This window comes from Arthrobacter sp. 24S4-2, assembly GCF_005280255.1.
Taxonomy (GTDB): Bacteria; Actinomycetota; Actinomycetes; order Actinomycetales; family Micrococcaceae; genus Arthrobacter.
The window spans coordinates 3,718,633-3,741,054 of record NZ_CP040018.1; the positions used below are offsets into that span (position 1 = coordinate 3,718,633).

Genomic DNA, 22,422 nt, shown 5'->3' on the forward strand with positions numbered 1-22,422 from the left:
CCCGTTCTGCAGCCGGTGCACGGGCTTTCTTTTGGGGGAAGTAGAGCTCCGGCTCCTCGACTATACGCAGGGGCACCTGCAGAAAAGCTGGAGTTCCATGGCGTGTCGCCGGATTCGGCCGCCGCGGCGTGCAGGGGCCAGTGCAGGTGCCTAGTTGGCGGCGTTCCGGTTGTCAGTTCGCCAGCGGATGCCGGCGTCAATGAAATCGTCGATTTCGCCGTCGAACACCGCCGAGGTGTTTCCGACCTCGTGCTCGGTCCGAAGGTCCTTGACCATCTGGTACGGGTTCAGCACGTAGGAGCGCATCTGGTCGCCCCATGAAGCCTTCACATCGCCGGCGAACGCCTTCTTCTCGGCGTCTTCCTGCTCCTTTTTGAGCAGCAGCAGCCGCGACTGCAGAACACGCAGGGCGGCAGCCCGGTTCTGTAGCTGGGACTTTTCGTTCTGCATGGAAACGACGGTGCCGGTGGGAATGTGGGTGAGGCGCACGGCGGAGTCGGTGGTGTTGACGGACTGCCCGCCGGGTCCGGAGGACCGGAAGACGTCCACGCGTATTTCGTTGTCCGGGATGTCGATGGAGTCCGTTTGCTCGATCAGCGGAATCACTTCCACGGCAGCGAAGGACGTCTGGCGCCGGCCCTGGTTGTCGAACGGGCTGATCCGGACCAGGCGGTGGGTGCCGGCTTCGACGCTCAGCGTGCCGTAGGCATACGGGGCGTTGACTTCGAAGGTGGCGGACTTCAGCCCGGCTTCTTCGGCGTAGGACGTGTCCATGATGGTGGTCGGATACCCGTGGCGTTCGGCCCAGCGCAGGTACATCCGGAGCAGCATTTCGGCGAAGTCTGCGGCGTCCACGCCGCCGGCACCTGAGCGGATGGTGACTACGGCTTCACGTTCGTCGAACTCACCGGAGAGCAGCGTCACCACCTCGAGGTCCTTCAGCGACTTGCGGATGGATTCGAGTTCCGCGGCAGCCTCGCCCATGGAATCGGCGTCGTCCTCGTCCTGGCCCAACTCCACCAGGACCTCAAGGTCGTCGATCCGGGAAACCAGGGTGTTGAGCCGTTCGAGTTCGCTCTGCCGGTGCGAGAGCCTGGAAGTGATCTTCTGCCCAGCCGCCGGGTCGTCCCAGAGGTTCGGCTCACCGGCCCGTTCACTCAGCTCGGCGATGTCTTCCTTCAGCTCCTCGACATTCGAGACGTTTTCGATGGAGGAGTACGTGGCGCGCAGGGCGCGGATTTCTGCGGAAAAATCTATTTGAGCCATGGTTGTTAAAGCCTACGCCATCCGTCCAAGCCGACGGGCACGGGTGGTGCCGGGCGTCATGCCGGACCGGCGCGGTGCGGCAGGGTGAGTTTTGGGGCTACCGGGTGAGCCTGGAACGCGCCGTTGACTTCGCCTCAATCCGGATTCCGTCCGGGATGATGAAGTTCACGATCGGAGGATGGACTTCTGCGCTCAGCACGACGACGGCGGTGGAACCGTCCGGACTTCCTGTGGCCGGCGCTACGGCGAGGCCGCTGAACCTGGCGTAGGCGCCGTTGCGGGCCAGGAAGTCGGCCGCGGCGTTGCGGACGCGGCCGCCGTTCAGCACCGCGGTGGGGCTCCCGCCCTGGGTTTCCACCTGCCCCAGTGTGTAACTGTCCGCCGCCGCAACCGACGCACCGTCGGCCATGGACAGCAATTTCTTATGCTCAAGGTACAGCGAAGACGCTGCCATGACTGCCGTGGCGACCAGGAGCGCCAGGAGAACATAGCCGATGATGAGGACCATCATTTGCCCGTCTTCCGCGTCGTGTTCAAAGGCCATACTTCTCCTCATTACCTGAAGCGCCCCACAACCTGAGTGGCGGAGGCATCGAGTTGGCTCACATTGAGCCGAAACGAATCATTGAAGGGCACGAAAGGCAGCGGGACCGTGAGATGGACCGTGACGGTGACGGCTGAGCCCGGCGCGAAGCACTCCGAGGGATCGCAGCTTGTTTCCATCCGCGCGTTCTCTGCCGGATGGCCGTAGTCCGCCAAGGCCACCAAGACAGCCTGCTCGGCTGCCGTGCGGCCCGCTTCCGCGTCGGCCTGGGCAACGTACACCTTCGCGGCCTGGTCCGCGGCACCGACGACGGCGAAGGCACCGCCCTGGATCTGCCCCACCGTGATGATGAAATAGACGAGCGGGACCATCAGGAGAAGTGCCAGGAAGGTGAACTCGACGGCGGCACTCCCCCGCTCCTCCGGAGCTGTCCGTCCCGCCGGGTCCTGTGCGCGTTCAGGCGCGGAAACGCCGTCGGCACCGGCGATTGTTCCCATGGCTTCACCAAATCGGCGCTTGATCGTGGCCCGAATCCTACGGCTGGATTGCGGCATGCCCCTTCACCTCCAGTGCGTCCCGGGGACCGATCAGTCCGATCACCGGTAGCGGGGCCCTGACGGTGACTTCCAACGTGCGGATGCCCTGGAACGTCACTTCGGTGGTTGTCACGTCCCTGGCGAATTCCGGATTGAGAGCCACGCCGATCAGCTCGCCCGTGCGGTCACGGGCGTCAGCGGCATTCCGGTCTGCAAGGGTGCCGTGCCTGGCGCCGGATGCTGCAGCGTCGATCAGCGTGTTGCGGACGTGGAGGACCAGCGTGAGCTGAATGATCGCCAGGAAGAAGATCGTGAGCAGCGCTCCGACCAGCACAAAGTCCACGACAGCGGAGCCACGTTCGCGCGGGCCGGTGCTGCCGTCATCACGCGGCTGTTCCGTCGTCGCTTGGTTCAACCGAGCAGTCTCCCCGACAGCCGCGGGCATGCGCTAGTTTCCCACCTTGTCCATGGCCTGGTTGAAAAGCCCCTCAAGGGCAGGTCCGGCCAGGGCCAACAGCGCTGCGACCAGGACTGCTGACATCAACGTGATCATCACCCAGCCGGGCACATCCCCTCGTTCGGGATGGTCGGCACCCCGGGACTCGCCCGTGCCGGCGCCCGGGCCGGAGACTTGCGCGGGGGTCCCGAAACGCAGGGCAATCGTGTGGAACAGGACCAAACCGCGGATTCCGAGCTGTTTCATTGCGCTTCCATTCTGTGGTTTCGGCTGGAGTGCTTTTCCCGGCGGTCCGGGCGATTTTGACCGGTCATAGTCCGAGGCTGATGGCGGCGAGGCCGGGGAACACGGCGAAGATGACCGTCAGGGGAAGGACGCCAAAGACCAACGGGACCATCATGGCGATTTCCTTCTTTCCCGCCGACTCCATCAGTTCACGTTTCGCTGTGTCCCGGACATCCTGGGCCTGCGCCCGGAGGACATCGGCAAGCGGCGTTCCCCGTTCCACCGCCACGATGATTCCGTCCACGAACCGTACGAGAGGGCCCAGGTCGGTCCGCGACGAGAACTGCTGCAGCGCTTCGACCAGCGGCTTTCCGGCCCGGGTCTCACCCAGCACCAGGTCGAACTCCTTGGCGAGTTCCCCGTGGGCGCTGCGGCACACCCGGTCCAGCGCACCCGTGGCGCTTTCGCCGGCACTGACCGCCAGAGCCATTAGCTCGGCGAGGCTCGGAAATTCAGTCATCATGCGCTTTTCGCGCCCCTTGATTTGCGCTCCCAGCCAGTAGTCCCTGAAGAGGAATCCGCCAAGGGCGCTGCCGAGGACAGCCACGGCGGCAAGGAACGGGTCGAACTGGCCGGTGGCGGCGCCGAAAAGCACCATGCCTGTGGCCGCGGTGAATCCAATGACAGCCCACAGCAACTGTTCGGCCCGAAAATCGATGGCTGGCTTGTGGATCCCTGCCTGGGCCAGCCTCCGGTTGAGCGCCGAGGACCCCAGGTTGAACCGGCTCAGGAAAGACAGTCCGTCCTTCAGGACTGGACGCAGTATTCTCCCCAGCGGTCCAAAGGGCGTGAGCGTGTCGGTCGGGGCCGTCAGGAGCCTGGACTCGATGTTTTGCGCCTTCAGTTGCGGCTCGATGCGCTCCGTGAAACTGGTGGCCCGCATGAACGGCAGGCGGACAACCACAAGCCAAAGTCCGGCGCCCAGGAGGATTCCACAAGCCACGGCCATAGCCGCGGGTGACGTCATCTGAGCACCCTCTCTTCCTCCGGCAGCGCCCCGATCCGCAGCATGATTGAGTAGCAAACGGCGGAAACGGCCAGGCCGCCAAGCAGGACGGCAGCGCCCATCGGAGTGTTGTAGGCAGCCACGGCTTCGGGGCGGGTGGCCAGCAGCACCATGACGATCCATGGCGCGGCCACTGCGAGCCGGGCAGCGTTCACTGTCCAGGACTGACGGGCTTCAAGTTCACTCCTGGTTCTGGCACTTTCACGCAGGAATTCGCCCAGTGTTCCCAACAGCCGGCCAAGGTCTGAACCGCCCACTTCACGGGTCAGTCTGAGGGCTTCGACGATCCTGTCTGCAACGGGGTCTGCGAGCCGTTCCTTCAGCCTGTTGAGGGCGGGATCGAACTGTCCGCCGGAGCGGTAGTCGGCACCGAAGTCACGAAACACGTGCCGCAGTTCTTCGGGGCCCTTTTCGCTCAGCTGGATAAGCGCTTCCGGCAATGACAGCCCAGCTCTAATCGCGGAGCGAAGGTGGTCGACAACGTCCGGCCATAACTGGCGCAGTGTCGCGGTGCGTTTGCGGGCGCGCCATCTGACGACCGCCATGGGGAGCCATCCTCCGAACAGGCCAAAGCACCCCGAGATGGGCCAGGACCTCGTCACGCCAAAGAAGACCAGGCTGACGAAGGCTGCGAGGCCGAGGCACGTGGAGACAAGGCCAAGGGCCGAGACATTTTCAATTCCTGCTGAACGGAGCAAATCAACGAGCCGGCTTGACCGGGGCCGGCGTTTGATGGCTCCCGGCTGGTCCCAGAAAGACCACCAGATAAGGAACAGTCCGGTGCCGAAAAGCACCCCCAGCACGGGCGCCATCAACGCGGTTCCAGCAGGGCTGCGACGTCGAATCCTGCAGCGCCAAATTTCTCGGCGGCAGGCATGGAGTTGGCCTTGGGCTGCAACTGCCCGTCCGCCATGGCGAACACCATCGACGACTCGATGATGCCGTTTTCCACCCTCTTGCCGAGGGAAAGTATCTCCGTCACTTGGCGTCGTCCGTTGGCCTGCCGGCTGCAGTGGACCACAAGATCGATGCACGAGGCAACGGTGGGAACGACGAACGCACTTGAGATGTTGTCCCCGGCCAGTAGCGGGAGTGTGCACAGCTTCGTCACAGCGTCGTGTGCGGAGTTCGCATGGACGGTGCACATCCCTGGAAGCCCGGAATTCAGCGCGATCAACATGTCAAGGCTTTCCGCCTCCCGGACCTCGCCCACCACCAGGCGGTCCGGCCGCATCCTGAGGGCTTCCTTGACAAGCCGTCGCAGCGGGATCTCGCCTTCACCCTCAAGGTTTGGCTGCCGGCACTGCAGGCCGACAACGTCGCGCAAGGGAAATTGGAGTTCGAAGATCTCCTCAACTGTGATCACGCGCTCCCGTGCGCCTATGCTCGCTGCCAGACAATTCAGCATGGTGGTCTTGCCGGCCTGCGTCGCGCCCGACACAAGAATGTTGAGTCCGCTGGCAACTGCGGCTCCCAGGAACCGCGCGGACTGTGGAGTCAGCGTGCCCAGCTCCACCAGATGCTCAAGCCGGCTCGTCTTTACAACGAACTTACGGATATTGATCGCCCAGTGGCGTCTTGTCACATCCGGGATAACCACATGAAGGCGCGATCCGTCCGGAAGTGCCGCATCCACAAAGGGCGAGGACATGTCGAGTCGGCGACCCGAACTCTTGAGCATCCGTTCCACCAGGTCCCGAACCTGCTGATCGGACAGGCTGAGGGAGGTCAGCTCGGACTCGCCGTTTCGTGCCACATAGATCTCGCTGGGTGCGTTGAGCCAAATTTCCTCGATGGTGGGGTCATCCAGCAGTGGCTGCAGCGCACCAAAACCGGCGACGGCGTCGTAGACATAACGGCGGGCTGTCTCCAGCGGGCCGATCGGCGGAAGCGGCCCCATCAACGCGCGTTCGTCGTAGTCGCTGACCGCGGCCTCAACCAGCCTGCGAACTTCGCTCGCCTGCCGGAGGGGGTCAAGGCCGCGGCGCCGGATCAGCTCGCGGACCTCGTCTTCCACAATTCGAACAGCGTCCATGAGTTCCCCAATACGACTGCCGCCCCGACTGAGGCAGTACAACTGCGTTAAAGCTAAGGGTGTATGCACGTGTAAGCCAAGTCACATCTTTGGAGTTGTGGATAACCAGGGAAATCGGGTTAATTCCGATTCACATTGGTAACACCAGAATCACTAGTCTCACTGTGCACACCGGTGTTATGGTAGGCGCGTTAAGTCAGACATTTCTCACAGTTCGGTTATTCCTGCGGAATGCAGCTGGAGATGCGACCTAGTGGCCTGTCTTTTGGGCACGTCATTATTCCGGAGCGAAATATGAAGCGGAACCCAGAGCCACACCGTCCCAGCCCACGCAACCGGTTCGGGTCGCTGTTCCTGGCTATGGCCCTGCTTGCCGTTCCGGGGCTCGCTCTCCCCGCCGGCGCCGCTGAACCGGAACCCGCCGCCACGGCGGCAGCTCCCTCCGGGTCCGCTTCTCCCTCGACTTCCGCCGCGACCGAAACGGCGGCTCCGCAGCCGTCGGATCCGCCCCCGGCACCCGCGGATGCACCGGCAGCAGTGACGCCGACGGCGGTCTCGGCTGCCGCTGCCACCGAGTCGGGCACCACCACTGGACCAACGGCTGCCGCTGCTGCGGCCGTTCCGGATCCGGCCTCCGACGCCGACCGTGCTGCGATGGCGACGGCCGTCGGTCCCGGCGGGGCCGAGATGGGGCAGCGGTCCGCACGCGTGACAACCTCCGCCAAACTGTTGCAGGGAACCAAGTCCTTCACGACGCAGTCACTCGAAACGCAGGGCACCTGGTCCCCCACATTCGGCGTCAAGGGACTAGACGTCAGTGCCTACCAGTCCACCGTGGACTGGCAGCAGCAGTGGAACATGGGCGCCAGGTTCGCCTACGTCAAAGCATCCGAAGGCAACTACTACACCAACCCGTCCTTCAGTACCCAATACGATGGCTCGCGGAACGTCGGAATGATCCGCGGCGCCTACCATTTCGCCATCCCGAACTGGTCCTCCGGAGCAGACCAGGCACGCTACTTCGTGCAGAACGGCGGCGGCTGGACTCCCGACGGCTACACCCTCCCGCCCGTCCTGGATTTCGAGTTCAACCCCTACGAAGGCCGGACGATTAATGGGTTCTACTTCGGCAACACGTGCTATGGAATGTCGCCCGCCCAGCTGACCAACTGGGTGCGTGACTTCGGAAATACCATGCTCGCCATGACCGGGCGCCTCCCCATGATCTACACCAATACCTCGTGGTGGAAACAGTGCACCGCCGATGCTGCCGGCTTCGGCGATTACCCCCTCTGGGTAGCCGCCTACCCGGGCTCCGCCACGAATGATGCCGGCCCGGTTCCGTCCAGCTGGGACACGTACAGCATGTGGCAGTACAGCAGCACGGGGCCTTTCGCCGGCGATTCGAATATCTGGAACGGCGACTATGCTTCTTTGTCGCTGTTTACGGGCACACGGCCCCAAGGCTCGTTCGACACTGCGAGCATCGAACGCACCGGCACCACCACCGCACTGAAGATACGGGGCTGGGCCCTGGACCGGGGTCTGCCCGGTGCCACCACGGAGGTCCATGCCTACGTGACGGCGCCAAACGGGACGAAGACCCTGTACAAGTTCCCGGCGACAACCTACCGGCCCGACGTCAATAAGGTCCTGGGGCTGGGCGACTACCACGGCTTCGACAATCAAATTCCGATCAACGTTTCCGGAAAATACACCATCTGCGTCTACGCCATCGGCAAGTTCATCAACCCGGGCCTCGGGTGCAAGTCGCTCACAGTGGACGGTGCCGAACCGCCGATCGGCAGCCTCGACGAAGTTTCGGAACAGCGGTCCCCGGACAAGGAATCGATAAAGGTACGGGGCTGGGCCGTCGACATGAGCCGACCCTCAGTCACTTCCGAGGTCCACGCCTATCTCTACGGCCCGGACGGCAGCAGCACCCTCTACAAGATCCCGGCAAACACTTCCCGGCCGGATGTGGACCGCATATATTCCGTCGGCGCCAACCATGGCTTCGAAACCAACATCGACATCACCAAGGCAGGCAACTACAAGCTCTGCGCCTATTCCATCGGGCTGTATCTTCACTCGGAACTTGGCTGCCGGTCCATCAGCGTGGCTCCCGGGACGACGCCGATAGGCAGCTTGGACGCGGTCCTCATCAAGAAGACCAGCACCCAGGCTTCGCTGGGCGTTCGTGGATGGGCGATCGACTACGGAAATACTTCCGCGCAGCTCACGGTGCATGCCTACGTTCTGGCACCCAACGGCGCCACCACCGTTCACGTATTGACCGCGTCAAAGACCCGTCCGGACGTGAATAGAGTACTTGGCGTGCCGGGCGACCATGGCTATGACAATGACATTCCGATCAGCCAGCCCGGTAAGTACCGGGTATGTACCTACGCCATTGCCCTTAGCCCGGTCTCCCCCGGCAACCCTCTTCTGGGCTGCAGCTACATCGACGCCGGTTTCAGCGCCAGCCCGATCGGCTACCTCGACTCCGTGAAGATCGAATCCACCAACGGCGTTGCCTCCGTCGTCGCCAACGGATGGACCGTGGACCAGGATGTGCCGAGCGAATCCCTGAGCGTGCACACGTATGTCACGGCGCCGGACGGCACTGTCACCAACTTCGCTGTCATGGCTAACCAGCCCCGGCCCGACGTCAATCAGATGCTAAAGATCAGCGGTGACCACGGCTATACGTCAAAGAAAGCCATCTCCCAGCGCGGACTTTACAAGGTTTGCACATACGGAATTGCGATATCACCGTTCACAGCAGGAAACTCACTACTGGGGTGCCAGACTGTGGCGTACTGACTCATCCGGGCACGGGACGGTAGGTACCCAGTTCTCAGTGGCCGAAGTTCCCGCATCACGAGCCTCTTGTCCAGTATCGGATTCAATACGTGCAATGTCGTGGCGGCGCGTCCGAAGGAACGGGCTCCCAAGGAAAGCTGACTACCCCTGTCGCGATTCCGGTTCAGGATGCTGGGCGTCCAAACAAGCACATGCCGGAATCCCATCCCCACGAACCTTGACGAAACCCCGACAGCCCCCTGTTCCGCCTATTTGCGCTTGTCCTTATTTCGTAAGGAAACGAGGTGCCCGAGGGCTGCCGGGGAAATAATAATCAACAGTGCCACTTCGCTCAGCATGAATCCAGCAGCAACGCCGTCAGGGCCAGCAGCCTGTCCCAGCACATACATGGAGATGACGCCTGTTATCGCCCCAAGAGCAGTACCAGCAAGAACAAACCGGGTCTTCAGAGCTGGGACCAGTAGGTTCCTAATCAGCGGAGTGGAACAGGAAACGGCGAGAAAGGCGCCCCCATAAAACCACATTGATGATGCCGTCGCCTTGACGTCCGGGCCGAAAAGCAGCGCAGTTGCGAACTCGCCCAAAATGCCGAGGGCAATCATGCCAACTACACCCAGCACGGTATGAGCAATGATTGCGCTTATGTGGCGTCTCGTTGCGTTTGGTGCAGCTGGATCAAGTGTCCATGCCTGGAGTGTGTTTCCGAGCGTTGTTACCGTGATCAGTCCGAATCGATAAAGTTTGTCGGCAGAAGCTATGATTCCAGCCTCTGCGGCGGTCCCGGTAGCACCAGCCAATGGGACCGGGGCTGAAATGTAAACCCCACCAAGTCCGTCAACCAGTGCCACTCCGAGCCTTCTTCTGAGCCCGGCCAGTGTCCCACGCAAGGTGGATCCCCGGAAAATTCTCGGATGTCCAAGGCTGCGCTGAACGGCAACGAGCCCCACTACCGTCGCAATGATCCACAATATGGGATAGGACCATAGGGACTGCGTCAAATAAATGACCAGCGCGGTAACCAGCGTGGCAACGAGTCTTGGCAACATGTCGAACCACGCAATGCTCTTCGGGTCGCCCGCACCGACAAAAAACCAGGTCGGAGTCAGCCCGCCAAGGCTGAACGCGACAGCCATGGCCATCGTGAAAGTTTCGAAGCCTGGACCGGCTAGGTAGCCTGAAATTACAGCGCATATGGGAATAACAACGGCCGCCAGCAAAAGGCGTTCTCGCAGGGACTCACCCCATAGATAACGCCGATCCGCACCGGACTCTGCCGTGGCTACGAGCGCGGGTCCGAGGACGTTCCACCCGTAACTAATGACAATGCTGCCGAAAGTTCCTACTGCCTGCCCCACAGACAGGCTGTACCATCCGTCAACTCCGCCTACCCGAGCTGCTACCGGCAGCAGGAATAGTGGCGCCACCGTTCCCACCAGCGGTATGACTGTGAATCCGGCCAGCCGCTTCAAGAGCGGGGACCGCTGCATTTCCCTGTTTCGCAACTTGAGGGTCACGATCGGCGCAATATGGCAGATTCAAAGCGCGAGGCTGCCTTGGATGGTGTGTTTTCACGCATTGCTGACATACCCTGGATGGCCAAAGAATCGCACAATTCAACGTCTTCCATTAGCCGTTCGACATTGAGTTGAAGGGCTTCCGCGTCCCCCACAGCCGAGAAGAGGGCCGTTCCGTCAGCATAAGCCCTGACGCCCCCTATGTCAGTTGACACCACGGCGCAGCCGCTGGACATCGCTTCGGCCGGCGGAAGATGCCAGCCTTCTGCGTCGCTCGCACAAAGGTAAATCTTCGAGGATTGATAGGAATCCCGAATTTCTGATTTAGAGGGATTTTTAACATGTGTGACGTGCGCACCTAGTAATTCAGGCCGATCACAGGTTCCGAAAGTTACTGCGCGAAAATTTGGGTACTTTTCACCCAAAGAATTGAGTACTTTCACGATGAGATCCGCCCTCTTCCAAGGCACATCCGACACCATGGCGCAAACATCGTTAACGCGGACGTTAGTCTTGGGGCCGGGTGGGAATTCAACAGGGTCAATGCCATTGGGAATAAGTTCGCAGTCCTGGCCAAGTTGATGCATGTGGCTTTCTAGCCATGGTGCGATAACTATCTTTTTAAGCGGAAGTTTCCAAGTTGCATCTATAAAATCGGGGGTCGCCGACCAGTCTTCGTAGTGCTGGATAAAATACGAACCAGGAATCTTAGTTTTCTCGGCAACGGAGGCGACCAACGTTGCCGTCTGCACCTCCGTTGCGACTATGTAGTCCGAACGAGGAACGAGACTCGGCGTAAGGATCGGCAAAGTTATGCATTCAATGCGTTCATCGAGCGCAAACCAATCAGGTTGTTTATGCGGCCGCAGGCCTGACAGGATTGAAGCGATCGGTCGGCGGAAGTCCTTGACCTTATGCCGCGCACCTTTCAGGAGCAACGCATGCAAGAGAACGACATCATGACCCTGCTCGGCCAAGAAATTTGCGTACGAATAAACAACCTTGTACCCGCCAATTGGATACTTACTGAACCCAGGCAGAACGATGGTGATTCTCGACCGTTGATCATGACTGACCTCAGACATGGCCGATTTTGAATCCTGCTTTTTGCTGAACACATTACTCCCGAAAAAATAATTAAGAGACTGGGCTTGACCGGTTATTGGAGGACCCTTTATGACTCGTTCCGCCGCGTGAGAAGAGTTCAACCGGAACGCCGGCGATAAATTCCACGAAACACGGCAAAGCAATGTCGCCGCTGCGCAGCCCTGTCACCAGCGCACGGGAGGTGGGTATCCAGCCGTGGCCTGTTTCAAACGCGGCCACCCCGCCGTCCAGGCCGGGAGTGCCCGCTGCTACACGTGTCCGTAGGGCATCCGCCATGACGCGGCGCCAGCCGAAGCTCAGGTCATTGGCAGTCCTGAGCATGGCGAGCGGACTGCTGCTGCCCTGGAATTTCCGGGACAGGGCGGTCACGTGCTCAAAAGACTTCGCGAGGCTCTTCCTGCCCCCGACCTCGCCGAGGACGTTGCCGCCGTGCTGCACGTAGTCCTGGACGATGTCGTCGACCACGAGGGCACCGCCGGTGGCTTTGGCGCAGACAGCCAGCCAGTGGTCATGCACCTGCGAGATGGTGTTCAGCCGCGGGAAGGGAAGAGCCAGGTCCAGCAGTTCACGCCTGAAAACGCACAAACTCCCGGTCACCTGGTTCTGGGCCAGCAAGGCATCCAACGGAACGTTCTTCCGCTGCGTCGATGCCGTCACCACCTCGTTGCCGGGAAGCCTGACGACACGCGCCTGCGCCGCCACCAGGCTGACGTCCGCCAGGTGGGGCACAAGCGTTTCAAGCTTCGACGGGTACCAGGAGTCATCCTGGTCCGACAGTGCCACCCACTTCGCATCGGCGGGAACATGCTCAAGGACGCGTTCGAAGTTGCCGTAGAACCCCAGCCTCTCCTCAAACCCGATCACGCGGAACCGTTCGTCGCCGCCAAGTTCCCTGGTCACGAAGTCGCGGACGTCGGCGAAACCGCCATCGGCCGAGATGAGGCACTGGAAATGCGCGTGCGTCTGGTTCTGGATTGATCTCAGCTGGGCCCGGAAGAGCTCCCAGTTCGGTTGGTACGCCGCCAGGGCCACCACGCCGAACGTACTGGAGTCGTACTGCATGGGTCGGTCCGCCCTATTCCGCTGCCGTCCGCTGTCCGAGATACGCTTCCAGCACGTCCCGGGCCGGCCGCGGTTTGAAGCCCGAGTTCTTGACCTTGCCCAGGTCCAGAACGCTGTTCAACGGCCGCGGCGCGGCAGCCTTGCCCTTGAAGTACTCTTCGGTGCTCACACCGGTGACGGCGGACCTCGGCCGGCCCGAAAGCTCGTACACGTCCGCGGCGATGTCCGCCCAGGACTGCGGCTCGCCGTCGTTGCTGAGGTTATAGGTGCCGTACTCCGCGCCGGATTCCAGCAGGTGCTGGATTCCTGCCGCGATGTCCTCGGTGAAGCTGAGCCGGCCGATCTGGTCATTGACGACAGCTGGCTCGATGCCGCGGCCGGCGAGGGATGCCATGGTGCGGACGAAGTTGTTGCCTTCTCCGATGACCCAGCTGGTCCGGACGATGTAGTGGCGGGGAACGACGCTGACGACGGCGTCGCCGGCTGCTTTAGTCTGACCGTACACACCCAGCGGCGTGAACGGTTCACCCTCATCGTGGCTCTCGCGGACGCCGTCGAAGACGTAGTCCGAGGAAACCTGCACCAGTGTGAGGTCATGCTCGACGGCGGTCCGGGCCAGCCGGGACACCGCGGCAACGTTGACCGCCCAGGCGGCTGCGCGGCCCTCCGCTGTTTCCGCAGTGTCGACGGCCGTGTACGCGGCGGCGTTGATGATCGTCGAGTAGTTCTTCCAGTTCCGCTCCGCGAAGGAGGCTTCGCTGGCCAGGTCGAACCCGGCACGGCCGGCGAACTCGACGGCCGCGTCGCCGTCGTACAATTCCCGCAGTGCCTTGCCCAACTGTCCGTCGGCACCGACCACGAGGATCTTCTTCGACGGCATCGGCACAACGTCCGCGATACGCGGGTGGGCCTTGTCCTTGTCGGAAAGCTCTGCCTCCTCGAGCGGGACAGGCCACGAAATTCCGGCCGTTTCGTCCGCGAGGTTCAGGAAGGTGTACTGACCCTGTGCATCTGCCGACCAGTGGTCGTTGACGAGGTAGGTGTAGGCCGTGTTGTCTTCCAACGTCTGGAAGGCGTTGCCCACGCCGCGGGGAATGAAGATTGCCTGGCTCGGATCGAGTTCGGCGGTGAAGACAGCGCCGAAGGAAGGGCCTTCGCGCAGGTCCACCCAGGCGCCGAAGATCTTGCCTGTGGCGATCGAGATGAACTTGTCCCACGGTTCAGCATGGATCCCGCGGGTGGTGCCCGCCTTCTCGTTGAACGAGATGTTGTTCTGCACGGGGCGGAAATCCGGCAGCCCCAGGGCCACCATCTTTTCCCGCTGCCAGTTTTCCTTGAACCAGCCACGGTTGTCACCGTGGACCGGAAGGTCGTAGAGGACGACGCCGGGGATCGGGGTTTCGTGCGCGGTCAGCTTCTTGGAGAACTCGATCGACATCGTCTACTGGCCCTGTTCCTTGTACTTGGCTTCGGTCTGGGCCTTCTGCGGCCGCCACCAGTTTTCGTTGTCGCGGTACCAGGCGATGGTGTCCTCGATGCCGGCGTCGAAGTTGGAGAACTTCGGTTCCCAGCCGAGCTCGTCGCGAAGCTTGGCGGAGTCGATGGCGTAACGCAGGTCGTGGCCGGGGCGGTCCACCACGTGGTCGTACGCGTCCGGGGACTGGCCCATGTGCTTGAGGATCAGCTCGACGACGTCCTTGTTGTTCTTCTCGCCGTCGGCGCCGATCAGGTAGGTCTCGCCGATCTTTCCCTTGGCGATGATGGCCAGCACGGCCGAGGAGTGGTCGTTGGCGTGGATCCAGTCGCGGACGTTCTCGCCCTTGCCGTAGAGCTTGGGCCGGATCCCGTCGATCACGTTGGTGATCTGGCGCGGAATGAATTTCTCCACGTGCTGGTACGGGCCGTAGTTGTTCGAGCAGTTGCTGATGGTGGCCTGCAGCCCGAAGGAACGCACCCAGGCGCGGACCAGCAGGTCCGAGCCGGCCTTCGTGGAGGAATACGGGCTGGACGGGTTGTACGGGGTGGACTCGCTGAACCGCTCCGGGTCATCGAGTTCCAGGTCGCCGTAGACCTCATCGGTGGAGATGTGGTGGAAACGCCTGTCGTGCTTCCGGGCAGCCTCGATCAGCGTGTACGTGCCGATGATGTTCGTGTCCAGGAACGGGCGGGAATCATGCAGGGAGTTGTCATTGTGCGATTCCGCGGCGTAATGCACCACCACGTCGGCGTCGGCCACGAGCGTGTCGACCAGTGCGGCGTCGCAGATATCACCCTGCACGAACCGGAAACGCTCCTCCGGGAGCCCGCTCAGGGATTCCAGGTTGCCTGCGTACGTCAGCTTGTCCAGGACAGTGACGTGGTCCTCGGTGTTCTCGAGGACGTAGTGGACAAAATTGGAACCGATGAAGCCGGCGCCGCCGGTGACAAGGAGTTTCTGCATTCAGCCAGCTTACCGGTTGAGGCACGCCGTTCTAATTTGAGCCATCCCGGTTCCCATGAGGAGGGCCTTGTTCAGAAGGCCGTGGTCAGGAAGGCCGCCGAAGACGTCGCCATGCCTGTGCTATGCAGCGGAGCAGCATGATGCGGGCACGGAGGATCACGGACAATGAACGCCAGCTCCTCGGCGTCGCGTTGTCATCGTGGATCCTGCGCATTAGTGTTGACTCGTCCAGGTGCCGCATGGAGCCCGCCAGGTTCCCGCAAATGGCGAGCCACAGATCGTGGGACTCGTCCAGGTAGCGGGGAACGGGCGTGAATACGGGCAGCATGTCGCGCCGGAAGCCCATGCCGCAGCCGTAATAAGCCCGGTATCCCACGAGGATGCCGAGGATGTTTGCGGCATGCCGCCGGCTGTCCTTGTCCCGGAGCCGCGGGATGTTCGGACGGGGGCCGCCTCCAAGCACGTCGAAGTTGGTGGCCACCACCCTTGATGCCTGCAGGGCACCAATCATCAGCTCAAGCCGGCCCGGCACCCAGACATCATCCTGGTCGGCGAGCAGAATGTACTCTCCCTTTGCGGCAAGGGCGGCCTGTTCGAATGACCTTACGTACCCCTGGTTCACAGCCGCCTCTATCAGCCGGATCCGTCCGTCTTGGAAGGTCCTGATCTGCTCGACAGTGTTGTCCGGTGAGGCGTCGTCTACGATCACCAGCTCATCGTCCGGGCCCAGCTGGGTGAGGATGGACTCGAGCTGTTCCTTTATATAGCGCCCGCCGCGGTAGCTGGCGAGGCAGACACTGGCCCTGGTTTCCCTGCCGCCTGTGGGGCCCGGAGCGCCCGTGGGATCGGTTTTCAATCTGGTCCTTCCGCCTGCGCGAGATAGTTCCGGGGCTCGCCGGCTGACGTCCGGAGGGCCCGTCCCATCTTAGGCTGTCCGCCCTGGCCAACCGCCCCGCGGCGACGCTCAGCGCCGACCGCACCGAACCTCGCGGTGCCCCTCCGCGCCGCGCGGCTGCGTCGCCGCCGACCCGAATCATGGAATTGATATAGTTTGGACACCATGGAATCCACCCCCAATCCGCGCGTTCTGGTGATCATGCCTGCCTGGAATGAATCGGAAGCCGTCGGTAATACCGTGCGGGAAGTACTGAACACAGACTCCCGGTACGACGTCCTCGTCGTCAACGACGGGTCCACCGACAACACTGCCGCCGTTGCCGCCGAGGCTGGGGCAACAGTGCTGAATCTGCCCTTTAACCTTGGCGTGGGCGGCGCTATGCGGGCGGGCTTCAAGTACGCACGCCGCTGCGGCTACCGCCAGGTGATCCAGGTGGATTCCGACGGCCAGCACGATCCGCGGAGCATAGACGAAGTCCTCGCAGGACTTGCCCATGCCGACATCTCAATCGGCGCGCGCTTCGCGGACCGCGGGGACTACAAGGTCACGGGCCCGCGGAAATGGGCCATGCAGCTGCTGGCAAAGGTTATTTCCGGGTTGGCCAAAACCCGCCTTACCGACGTGACCAGCGGGTTCCGCGCCGCCAACGTGCGCGCCGTGGACCAATACCTTGACCACTATCCGGCCGAATACCTGGGTGACACCATCGACTCCCTCGTGGTGGCCATCCGCTCCGGGTGCACTGTTACGCAGGTGCCCGTCGAAATGCGTGCCCGGCAGGGCGGAAAGCCCAGCCACAATCCGGCCAAAGCCGCCATATACCTCGGAAGATCGGTGTTTGCCCTGTTGTTTGCCCTGACCCGGAAACGGTCCCACCTGGCCGTACCAGCTCCGCAAGCATCAGGAGCCTAAAAGCATGGGAAACGTTGCTGCCTTCCTGCTCGCCCTAGCCATCGTTGGCCTGGTTGTCGAAATGCTCCGCCGGAAGAAACTCCGGGAAAAGTACGCCGCCCTCTGGCTGATCGTCGGCGTCGCCACGCTTGTCTTGGCTGCCTTCCCCCGGCTGCTCAACATCGTGGCGGAGTTCGTCGGCGTCCAACTGCCCTCCAACCTGCTCTTCGCCATGAGCATCCTCATGCTGCTTGGCGTGTGCCTCCACCTCTCATGGGAAATCTCCGTCGTCGAAGACGAGACACGTACCCTCGCCGAGGAAGTGGCAATCCTGCGGGTCCAGGTTGAGGCTCTCAGCGCCCCGCCCGGCAACGACTCACCGTCGCCGGCCGGCTCGCTGGCAACGACCCCCGACACCGCCGGACCCCATGCGGCGAAGCCCGACACACAACACAAAGGTTCGGATTAACACATGCCGCTGGATATTTTCATTCCCTACTGGGGCGATCCGGACTACATGAAGGAAACAGTCAACAGTGTCCTGGCCCAGGACAGCGATGACTGGCTCCTCACCGTCGTCGACGACGCCTACCCGGGCCAGGAGATCAACGACTTCATGGCCGGGATCAGGGATCCGCGCATCAAGTACGTCCGTAAGGAACAGAACGCGGGAATCACCGAGAACTACCGGACCTGCGTGGCCATGGCCACCGAGGAAGTCCTGGTGATCCTCGGCTGCGATGACGTCCTGCTGCCGAATTACGTCTCCACCATCCTTGATGCCCACAAGCGGTACCCCGGCGCTGCCTTGATCCAGCCCGGGGTCCAGGTCATCGACGAGGCCGGCCAGGTGGTGGTCACCCTGGTGGACACCGTCAAGCAGAAGCTGATCAAGCCCCGGGGCGGCGGACGCCAGCTGGTCTCCGGCGAGGCGATCGCCTCCAACCTGATGCACGGAGACTGGCTCTACTGGCCGTCGCTGGCCTTCCGGACTGACAAGATCCGCCAGGTGGACTTCCGGGACGGGTTCCCCATCATCCAGGACCTCGCCCTGATCATGGACATGATCTACAACGGTGACCAGCTCCTGATCGAGCCAGCCGTCTGCTTCCAGTACCGCAGGCACTCCAACAGCGCCTCGTCCACCAAGCTCGTCGACGGCTCCCGATTCGCCGGAGAACGCGAGTACTTCGCCGTTGCCGCCGCACAGGCAGAGGACCTGGGATGGAGCAGGGCCGCCCGGTCAGCACGGCTGAGGTTCACGTCGCGTGCACACGCGGCATCCCTGCTGCCCAAGGCAATGCTCAGCAAGAACTCCTCTGCCGTCAAGGCCCTGGTCCGCCACACCTTCGGCAAGTAACGCCGTTCGCTACGAAAGGTCCCAAGTGACTTCCTCTTCAACTTCCGCCCGTCCCGGAGGCACCGTCCTGGTCACGGGCGGCGCCGGCTTCATCGGCTGTGCCATCTCCGACGCACTGGTCAGCGAGTTCGACCGCGTGGTTGTCGTCGATAATCTCCACCCGCAGATCCATGCCACCGGAGAGCGTCCCGAGCAGCTGAACCCCGCTGCCGAATTGGTTGTTGCGGACGTGACTGAAGCGAAGACGTGGGACACCGTCCTCCAGGACGTCACCCCCGACGTCGTCATCCACCTGGCCGCCGAAACCGGAACCGGCCAGTCCCTGGAAGAGTCCACCCGGCACGCGCACGTCAACGTCGTCGGAACCTCCCAGCTCCTGGACGGCCTCAACCGGCACGGCAAGCTGCCCCGCCGGATTGTCTTGTCCTCAAGCCGCGCGGTGTACGGCGAAGGCGCCTGGAAAAACGCCGACGGACGGGTCTTCTACCCGGGCCAGCGGACGAGCGAAACCCTCGACAAGGCCCAGTGGGATTTCCCCGGCGCCTCGCCGGTGGCCATGAAGGCATCCGAGACGTTCCCGGCGCCGGTGAGCGTCTACGGTGCCACGAAGCTCGCCCAGGAACACGTCCTGCAGGCATGGGCCAAGTCCTACGGCGTGGAGACTGTGATCCTCCGCCTGCAGAACGTGTACGGTCCGGGCCAGTCCCTGATCAACCCGTACACGGGCATCATGAGCCTCTTCTGCCGGATGGCCATGGGCGGCAAGTCCATCCCGCTGTACGAGGACGGCGAAGTGCGCCGCGATTTCATCCTGATTGACGACGTGGCGTCTGCCATCGTTGCCGGCGCTGTTTCCCCCACGGTCCAGGGCGAACCGATGGATATCGGATCGGGTGAGTTCCAGACCATCGGCACGGCCGCAAAGCTGATTGCTGAGCACTATAACGCCCCGGAATCGCACGTGACCGGCCAGTACAGGCAGGGCGATGTGCGGCACGCATGGGCTGACATCACGGAGGCCGAAAAGGTGCTGGGCTGGACGCCACAGTACAACCTCGCCCAGGGAATCGACCGGCTGGCCACGTGGATTGACGCGCAGCCAGACGTCAAGCCTGCCTGATCCGACGAGCGAATGACGTCCAACGCAACCACTGCGGTTGTCAGCCTGTTCAATGCCGACGAGCACGTCCTGGCCAACGCCGCTGTGCTGCTGGCCCAGGTCAGCCGCGTGGTGGTTGTCGACGACGGCAGTCCCCAGGACCCCGGGCCGGTACTGCGCCAACTCCAGGACCTGGGCTGCACCGTCGAGCGGCTCCCGGAGAACTCGGGGATCGCTGCCGCGCTCAACGCCGGGATAGCGGTGGCGCTGGCGTCCGGGAACCGGCCCTCCTTTATCCTCACCATGGATCAGGACAGCCTGCTCGACGGCGGCTACATCGCCGCGCTGGAGGAAGCGGCACTGGCCGCTGAACAGGCCGGAGTCAGGGTCGGCATGGTCGCGCCGGCCTCCATCAGGGGGCTTCCGACGCGGCGGGCCGGCGTCGTGAACGGCGTGCAACTGGGGGGCGAGCCGATCCAGTCGGGACTGCTTCTACCCGTTGCCGTCATTGAGGAACTGGGGACACTCCAAAGCGATCTGTTCATCGACGGAGTCGATACCGAGTATTTCCTGCGTTGCCAGTCAGCCGGGTTCAAGACCGTCATCGCGCCGAAGGCGGCTCTGGACCACTCCCTGGGAAGTATGACGCCGGCGCGCATCTTCGGCGCGGACCTGGCGTTCCTGGGCAGGCAGGTAAAGGTGCGGACCGCAGCGTCCTGGCGCTACTACTACCTGTTCAGGAACCGGATTCTCCTTGCCAGGAAATACGGACGCCTCCACCGGTGGTGGGCTGTCAAGGGCTTCCTGGCCGACTACCGGCACCTGGCCATTGTGACGTTGCTGGCCCCGCACCGGTTCGAACGCCTGGCCTCCGCCGCCGCCGGGATTGCCGACGGCCTCGCAGGACGGGCCGGCAAGCGCCGCATCAGCTAAATTTAGCGGGAGCGCTCAAGCGGGAGTGTTGAATTGGGAGCTCGACTGGTTGCCGTCCGGCTCGGTCGTTCGCTGCATTTGGTGGTACGGGGAACCGCGGCAGAAATACGATTGGGGACAGGTCAGTGAGCACAGAGTTGAAGCAGGTTTCGCCTTCTCCACGTCGCTCTGCCCGAGCATACGGGAAGAGCGCATTCGCTAAGCGGGGCAAGACCCTCCGGTCGCTACGCGGACCCGCTGCGTTTATCGCAATGACATCGTTGGTCGTCGTCCTCCGCTTGAACGGCGTGCTGGACGGAATCCTGGGCCTGTGTTTTGCCGCCGGACTGGTGCTGCTCCTTCCAACAGCGCGGTACCTCTCTTTGCGGCTGCTCCTGAACGGCCTGCTGGCGATGGGATTCGCGCCGCTGACCTGGTGGGTACCGGAGCGAATCCTCGGGACCGACCACGGCACGCTGCTTATGGCCCTGTCCGCCGGAATTCTTTCGTGGTGGGTTCTCTCGGCCAGGCCTGGAGTGCCCAGGCTCCGGCGCCTGATGCCGAAGGCGGAATGGATCGACGCGGTCCCGTTCCTGGCCGGAGGACTCGCCGCCAGCTCACTCGGGACAATGCTGGCGGTGAGGTCGCCCCTGGATGCCTTGTCGCTCATGACAGGCAAGTGGGATTACCAGTCGCACTTCAACATCTATTTCATGATCCGCAGTCACGGCGGGGTCATACCGACCACGGCCCTCCCCTCCTCCGGCGGCACCTGGGGATTCTCCGAGTATCCCCAGGGGTTCCATGCCCTGCTTGCAACGCTTGCGGACCTGATCCGACCGGATCACACCGCGTTGGACGCCGAGTTGGTCTCCTACGTCAACCTCCAGGCAGTTGTTTGTGTCCTGACGGTTGTGCTGGTCACTGCCGGGCTCTGTGCCCTGCCCGCGGTCCGTCGGCGGCCGACGGCGATGGCTCCGGTCATCGCCGTGGCCGCAAGCGCCTGGATCTTCGGTCCGGGTTCGCTGCCCGTATACGACGGCTTTGCCAACTTCTACTTAGCATGTGGCCTGGCGACTGCCACCGTGCTGGCGCTTCTGAACTTTGGCCGCCGGATCCCGCTCTGGGGACTGGCTGGCGTGGGCGCTGGACTCGTCGGTATCGCCAATAACTGGGTCCTGCTGATCAGCCTCGTTGCCGTGGTCTGCATAGGAAGGTTCTGGCATGTTCTTCGGCGACCTGGAGGCTATGCCCCGGCCTGGTGGAGGACGGCGGCCGTCGTCGCGGCATTCACCGCCGCCGGGGTGCTGCTGCCGGTAATCCAACTGTCCCCGCTGGTCCAACAGAGTCAGCAGATCCTCGGTCTCACCGGAGGGATTGAACTTCCCGACTTCGGGATTGCCCTCGCCGTCATCGCCCTTGTGGTAGCCCTCGGCTTCGCCAACACCGCGGTGCCCGCGGCCAACGCCTCACTCGGAGCCGAGCGGCGCGGAACTGCATTGGCATCGTTTGGGCTCTTCGTTCCCATCGGACTCTGCCTCTGGCTCGCTGTCTCGCAAAGCGCCAGCAACGGCGCCGTTTCCTACTACTTCTACAAGTACTTGATTGCGGTGGTGCTCTTCTCGTGGCCAGTCGCCGTGGCCGCCGTAGCCTCGATCCTGCCACCGCGTTCTGCAAGCAGGGTCATTGCAGGAAACGGCAGGGGCCTGACCGTGGCCCTTTGCGTCCTCGCTTTGGCAGCAACCCAGTTCTTCGGTTTCTCGGTGACAGGCCTGGCCGACGCCGGCCTTCCGCCAACAGCCCGGGCAGTCACCGAAATGGAAAAGCAAGCGGCCCGGCTGAAAGCAGCGCCGGAGTACGTTGCGCGGCTCCTGGCCGCTGCACGTCAGCCGCAACCTGAAGACTCCGTCTACATCGTGGCCCAGGGCACGATGGACAGAGTACTCGCCGCCCGGTGGCACTGGACCATGCGCGGACGCTCCACGTCGAAGACCACAGCCCTGAGCCCGGCCATCGGCGAAATCTACAAGAATTACAGCCGCGCCCCCGAAATCATTGCCCGCCTCCTTGCGGAGGATCCGGCTCTCACCGTGATCGTCGACCCGGAACTCTACGAACCGGTCCGGCAGCGGCTGGCGGAACAGGGACTCGAAGGACGGCTCCTACGCCTCGGCGCGGCCTAGG

General features: G+C 62.8%; 21 protein-coding genes. 7 read left to right on the top strand and 14 right to left on the bottom strand.

All coding sequences use genetic code 11. The annotated features are described in order from the left end of the window. Window positions 1-150: 150 nt before the first annotated feature. The 8 genes from prfB to FCN77_RS17325 all read right to left on the bottom strand — a co-directional run bounded on the left by prfB (window position 151) and on the right by FCN77_RS17325 (window position 6,129). The gene (prfB, locus tag FCN77_RS17290) at window positions 151-1,266 is read right to left on the bottom strand and encodes a peptide chain release factor 2 (RefSeq protein WP_137323257.1); all 1,116 of its coding nucleotides are present in this window, start codon (window positions 1,264-1,266) and stop codon (window positions 151-153) included. 97 nt (window positions 1,267-1,363) lie between these two features. Beyond that, window positions 1,364-1,810, bottom strand: a complete 447-nt coding sequence (locus tag FCN77_RS17295; protein ID WP_254678605.1) for a pilus assembly protein TadG-related protein — start codon at window positions 1,808-1,810, stop codon at window positions 1,364-1,366. An 11-nt stretch (window positions 1,811-1,821) separates the two neighbouring features. After that, window positions 1,822-2,307 carry a hypothetical protein gene (locus FCN77_RS17300; RefSeq protein WP_254678606.1) on the bottom strand — a complete coding sequence of 162 codons (486 nt, stop codon included), beginning with the start codon at window positions 2,305-2,307 and terminating at the stop codon, window positions 1,822-1,824. A 37-nt stretch (window positions 2,308-2,344) separates the two neighbouring features. After that, window positions 2,345-2,761, bottom strand: a complete 417-nt coding sequence (locus FCN77_RS17305) for a TadE family protein (RefSeq protein ID WP_254678607.1) — start codon at window positions 2,759-2,761, stop codon at window positions 2,345-2,347. 33 nt (window positions 2,762-2,794) lie between these two features. Continuing rightward, window positions 2,795-3,049, bottom strand: a complete 255-nt coding sequence (locus FCN77_RS17310; RefSeq protein ID WP_137323260.1) for a hypothetical protein — start codon at window positions 3,047-3,049, stop codon at window positions 2,795-2,797. Window positions 3,050-3,113: 64 nt separating this feature from the next. Continuing rightward, the gene (locus FCN77_RS17315) at window positions 3,114-4,055 is read right to left on the bottom strand and encodes a type II secretion system F family protein (RefSeq protein WP_137323261.1); all 942 of its coding nucleotides are present in this window, start codon (window positions 4,053-4,055) and stop codon (window positions 3,114-3,116) included. After that, window positions 4,052-4,906: a type II secretion system F family protein gene (locus FCN77_RS17320; RefSeq protein ID WP_137323262.1), complete on the bottom strand. Its 855-nt coding sequence runs from the start codon at window positions 4,904-4,906 to the stop codon at window positions 4,052-4,054. Before FCN77_RS17320 ends, FCN77_RS17315 begins: the two co-directional genes overlap by 4 nt. Continuing rightward, entirely contained in the window at window positions 4,906-6,129 is a 1,224-nt protein-coding gene (locus FCN77_RS17325; RefSeq protein WP_137323263.1) for a CpaF family protein, read from the bottom strand. Before FCN77_RS17325 ends, FCN77_RS17320 begins: the two co-directional genes overlap by 1 nt. Before the next feature lie 294 nt (window positions 6,130-6,423). Between FCN77_RS17325 and FCN77_RS17330 the strand changes: the two genes are divergently transcribed. Beyond that, window positions 6,424-8,955 carry a lysozyme gene (locus tag FCN77_RS17330; protein ID WP_137323264.1) on the top strand — a complete coding sequence of 844 codons (2,532 nt, stop codon included), beginning with the start codon at window positions 6,424-6,426 and terminating at the stop codon, window positions 8,953-8,955. Window positions 8,956-9,203: 248 nt separating this feature from the next. On the opposite strand, the gene FCN77_RS17335 is transcribed toward FCN77_RS17330, so the two are convergent. The 6 genes from FCN77_RS17335 to FCN77_RS17360 form a co-directional block, all read right to left on the bottom strand. Further along, complete coding sequence (locus tag FCN77_RS17335; protein WP_137323265.1) at window positions 9,204-10,469, bottom strand: lipopolysaccharide biosynthesis protein; 1,266 nt, start codon at window positions 10,467-10,469, stop codon at window positions 9,204-9,206. Beyond that, a complete protein-coding gene (locus FCN77_RS17340) occupies window positions 10,466-11,587 on the bottom strand; it encodes a glycosyltransferase family 4 protein (RefSeq protein ID WP_137323266.1) in 1,122 nt (373 codons plus the stop codon). Before FCN77_RS17340 ends, FCN77_RS17335 begins: the two co-directional genes overlap by 4 nt. A gap of 19 nt (window positions 11,588-11,606) precedes the next feature. Beyond that, window positions 11,607-12,638, bottom strand: coding sequence for a glycosyltransferase (locus tag FCN77_RS17345; protein ID WP_137323267.1), 1,032 nt, complete (start codon window positions 12,636-12,638; stop codon window positions 11,607-11,609). Between the two features lie 13 nt (window positions 12,639-12,651). Beyond that, complete coding sequence (locus tag FCN77_RS17350) at window positions 12,652-14,076, bottom strand: bifunctional dTDP-4-dehydrorhamnose 3,5-epimerase family protein/NAD(P)-dependent oxidoreductase (RefSeq protein WP_137323268.1); 1,425 nt, start codon at window positions 14,074-14,076, stop codon at window positions 12,652-12,654. A gap of 3 nt (window positions 14,077-14,079) precedes the next feature. Continuing rightward, window positions 14,080-15,078, bottom strand: a complete 999-nt coding sequence (gene rfbB, locus FCN77_RS17355) for a dTDP-glucose 4,6-dehydratase (RefSeq protein ID WP_137323269.1) — start codon at window positions 15,076-15,078, stop codon at window positions 14,080-14,082. An 85-nt stretch (window positions 15,079-15,163) separates the two neighbouring features. Continuing rightward, on the bottom strand, window positions 15,164-15,934 hold the full coding sequence (locus FCN77_RS17360; protein WP_137323270.1) for a glycosyltransferase: 771 nt from the start codon (window positions 15,932-15,934) through the stop codon (window positions 15,164-15,166). 204 nt (window positions 15,935-16,138) lie between these two features. Here FCN77_RS17360 and FCN77_RS17365 point away from each other — a divergent pair, with 204 nt between their 5' ends. The 6 genes from FCN77_RS17365 to FCN77_RS17390 all read left to right on the top strand — a co-directional run bounded on the left by FCN77_RS17365 (window position 16,139) and on the right by FCN77_RS17390 (window position 22,421). Then, entirely contained in the window at window positions 16,139-16,888 is a 750-nt protein-coding gene (locus tag FCN77_RS17365; RefSeq protein ID WP_043437974.1) for a glycosyltransferase family 2 protein, read from the top strand. 4 nt (window positions 16,889-16,892) lie between these two features. Beyond that, window positions 16,893-17,336 carry a DUF2304 domain-containing protein gene (locus FCN77_RS17370; RefSeq protein ID WP_137323271.1) on the top strand — a complete coding sequence of 148 codons (444 nt, stop codon included), beginning with the start codon at window positions 16,893-16,895 and terminating at the stop codon, window positions 17,334-17,336. 3 nt (window positions 17,337-17,339) lie between these two features. Further along, a complete protein-coding gene (locus FCN77_RS17375) occupies window positions 17,340-18,227 on the top strand; it encodes a glycosyltransferase (RefSeq protein ID WP_137323272.1) in 888 nt (295 codons plus the stop codon). A 25-nt stretch (window positions 18,228-18,252) separates the two neighbouring features. Beyond that, complete coding sequence (locus tag FCN77_RS17380; protein WP_137323273.1) at window positions 18,253-19,347, top strand: NAD(P)-dependent oxidoreductase; 1,095 nt, start codon at window positions 18,253-18,255, stop codon at window positions 19,345-19,347. Between the two features lie 12 nt (window positions 19,348-19,359). Next, the gene (locus tag FCN77_RS17385) at window positions 19,360-20,259 is read left to right on the top strand and encodes a glycosyltransferase (RefSeq protein ID WP_137323274.1); all 900 of its coding nucleotides are present in this window, start codon (window positions 19,360-19,362) and stop codon (window positions 20,257-20,259) included. Window positions 20,260-20,510: 251 nt separating this feature from the next. Next, a complete protein-coding gene (locus FCN77_RS17390) occupies window positions 20,511-22,421 on the top strand; it encodes a hypothetical protein (RefSeq protein ID WP_137323275.1) in 1,911 nt (636 codons plus the stop codon). Window position 22,422: the final 1 nt, after the last annotated feature.

Bases quoted from the DNA above. Each gene is read 5' to 3' on its own strand.
- prfB (WP_137323257.1), bottom strand. From the start codon at position 1,266: ATGGCTCAAATAGATTTTTCCGCAGAAATCCGCGCCCTGCGCGCCACG.
- FCN77_RS17295 (WP_254678605.1), bottom strand. From the start codon at position 1,810: ATGGCCTTTGAACACGACGCGGAAGACGGGCAAATGATGGTCCTCATC.
- FCN77_RS17300 (WP_254678606.1), bottom strand. From the start codon at position 2,307: ATGGGAACAATCGCCGGTGCCGACGGCGTTTCCGCGCCTGAACGCGCA.
- FCN77_RS17310 (WP_137323260.1), bottom strand. From the start codon at position 3,049: ATGAAACAGCTCGGAATCCGCGGTTTGGTCCTGTTCCACACGATTGCC.
- FCN77_RS17315 (WP_137323261.1), bottom strand. From the start codon at position 4,055: ATGACGTCACCCGCGGCTATGGCCGTGGCTTGTGGAATCCTCCTGGGC.
- FCN77_RS17320 (WP_137323262.1), bottom strand. From the start codon at position 4,906: ATGGCGCCCGTGCTGGGGGTGCTTTTCGGCACCGGACTGTTCCTTATC.
- FCN77_RS17325 (WP_137323263.1), bottom strand. From the start codon at position 6,129: ATGGACGCTGTTCGAATTGTGGAAGACGAGGTCCGCGAGCTGATCCGG.
- FCN77_RS17330 (WP_137323264.1), top strand. From the start codon at position 6,424: ATGAAGCGGAACCCAGAGCCACACCGTCCCAGCCCACGCAACCGGTTC.
- FCN77_RS17345 (WP_137323267.1), bottom strand. From the start codon at position 12,638: ATGCAGTACGACTCCAGTACGTTCGGCGTGGTGGCCCTGGCGGCGTAC.
- FCN77_RS17350 (WP_137323268.1), bottom strand. From the start codon at position 14,076: ATGTCGATCGAGTTCTCCAAGAAGCTGACCGCGCACGAAACCCCGATC.
- rfbB (WP_137323269.1), bottom strand. From the start codon at position 15,078: ATGCAGAAACTCCTTGTCACCGGCGGCGCCGGCTTCATCGGTTCCAAT.
- FCN77_RS17365 (WP_043437974.1), top strand. From the start codon at position 16,139: ATGGAATCCACCCCCAATCCGCGCGTTCTGGTGATCATGCCTGCCTGG.
- FCN77_RS17370 (WP_137323271.1), top strand. From the start codon at position 16,893: ATGGGAAACGTTGCTGCCTTCCTGCTCGCCCTAGCCATCGTTGGCCTG.
- FCN77_RS17375 (WP_137323272.1), top strand. From the start codon at position 17,340: ATGCCGCTGGATATTTTCATTCCCTACTGGGGCGATCCGGACTACATG.
- FCN77_RS17385 (WP_137323274.1), top strand. From the start codon at position 19,360: ATGACGTCCAACGCAACCACTGCGGTTGTCAGCCTGTTCAATGCCGAC.
- FCN77_RS17390 (WP_137323275.1), top strand. From the start codon at position 20,511: ATGACATCGTTGGTCGTCGTCCTCCGCTTGAACGGCGTGCTGGACGGA.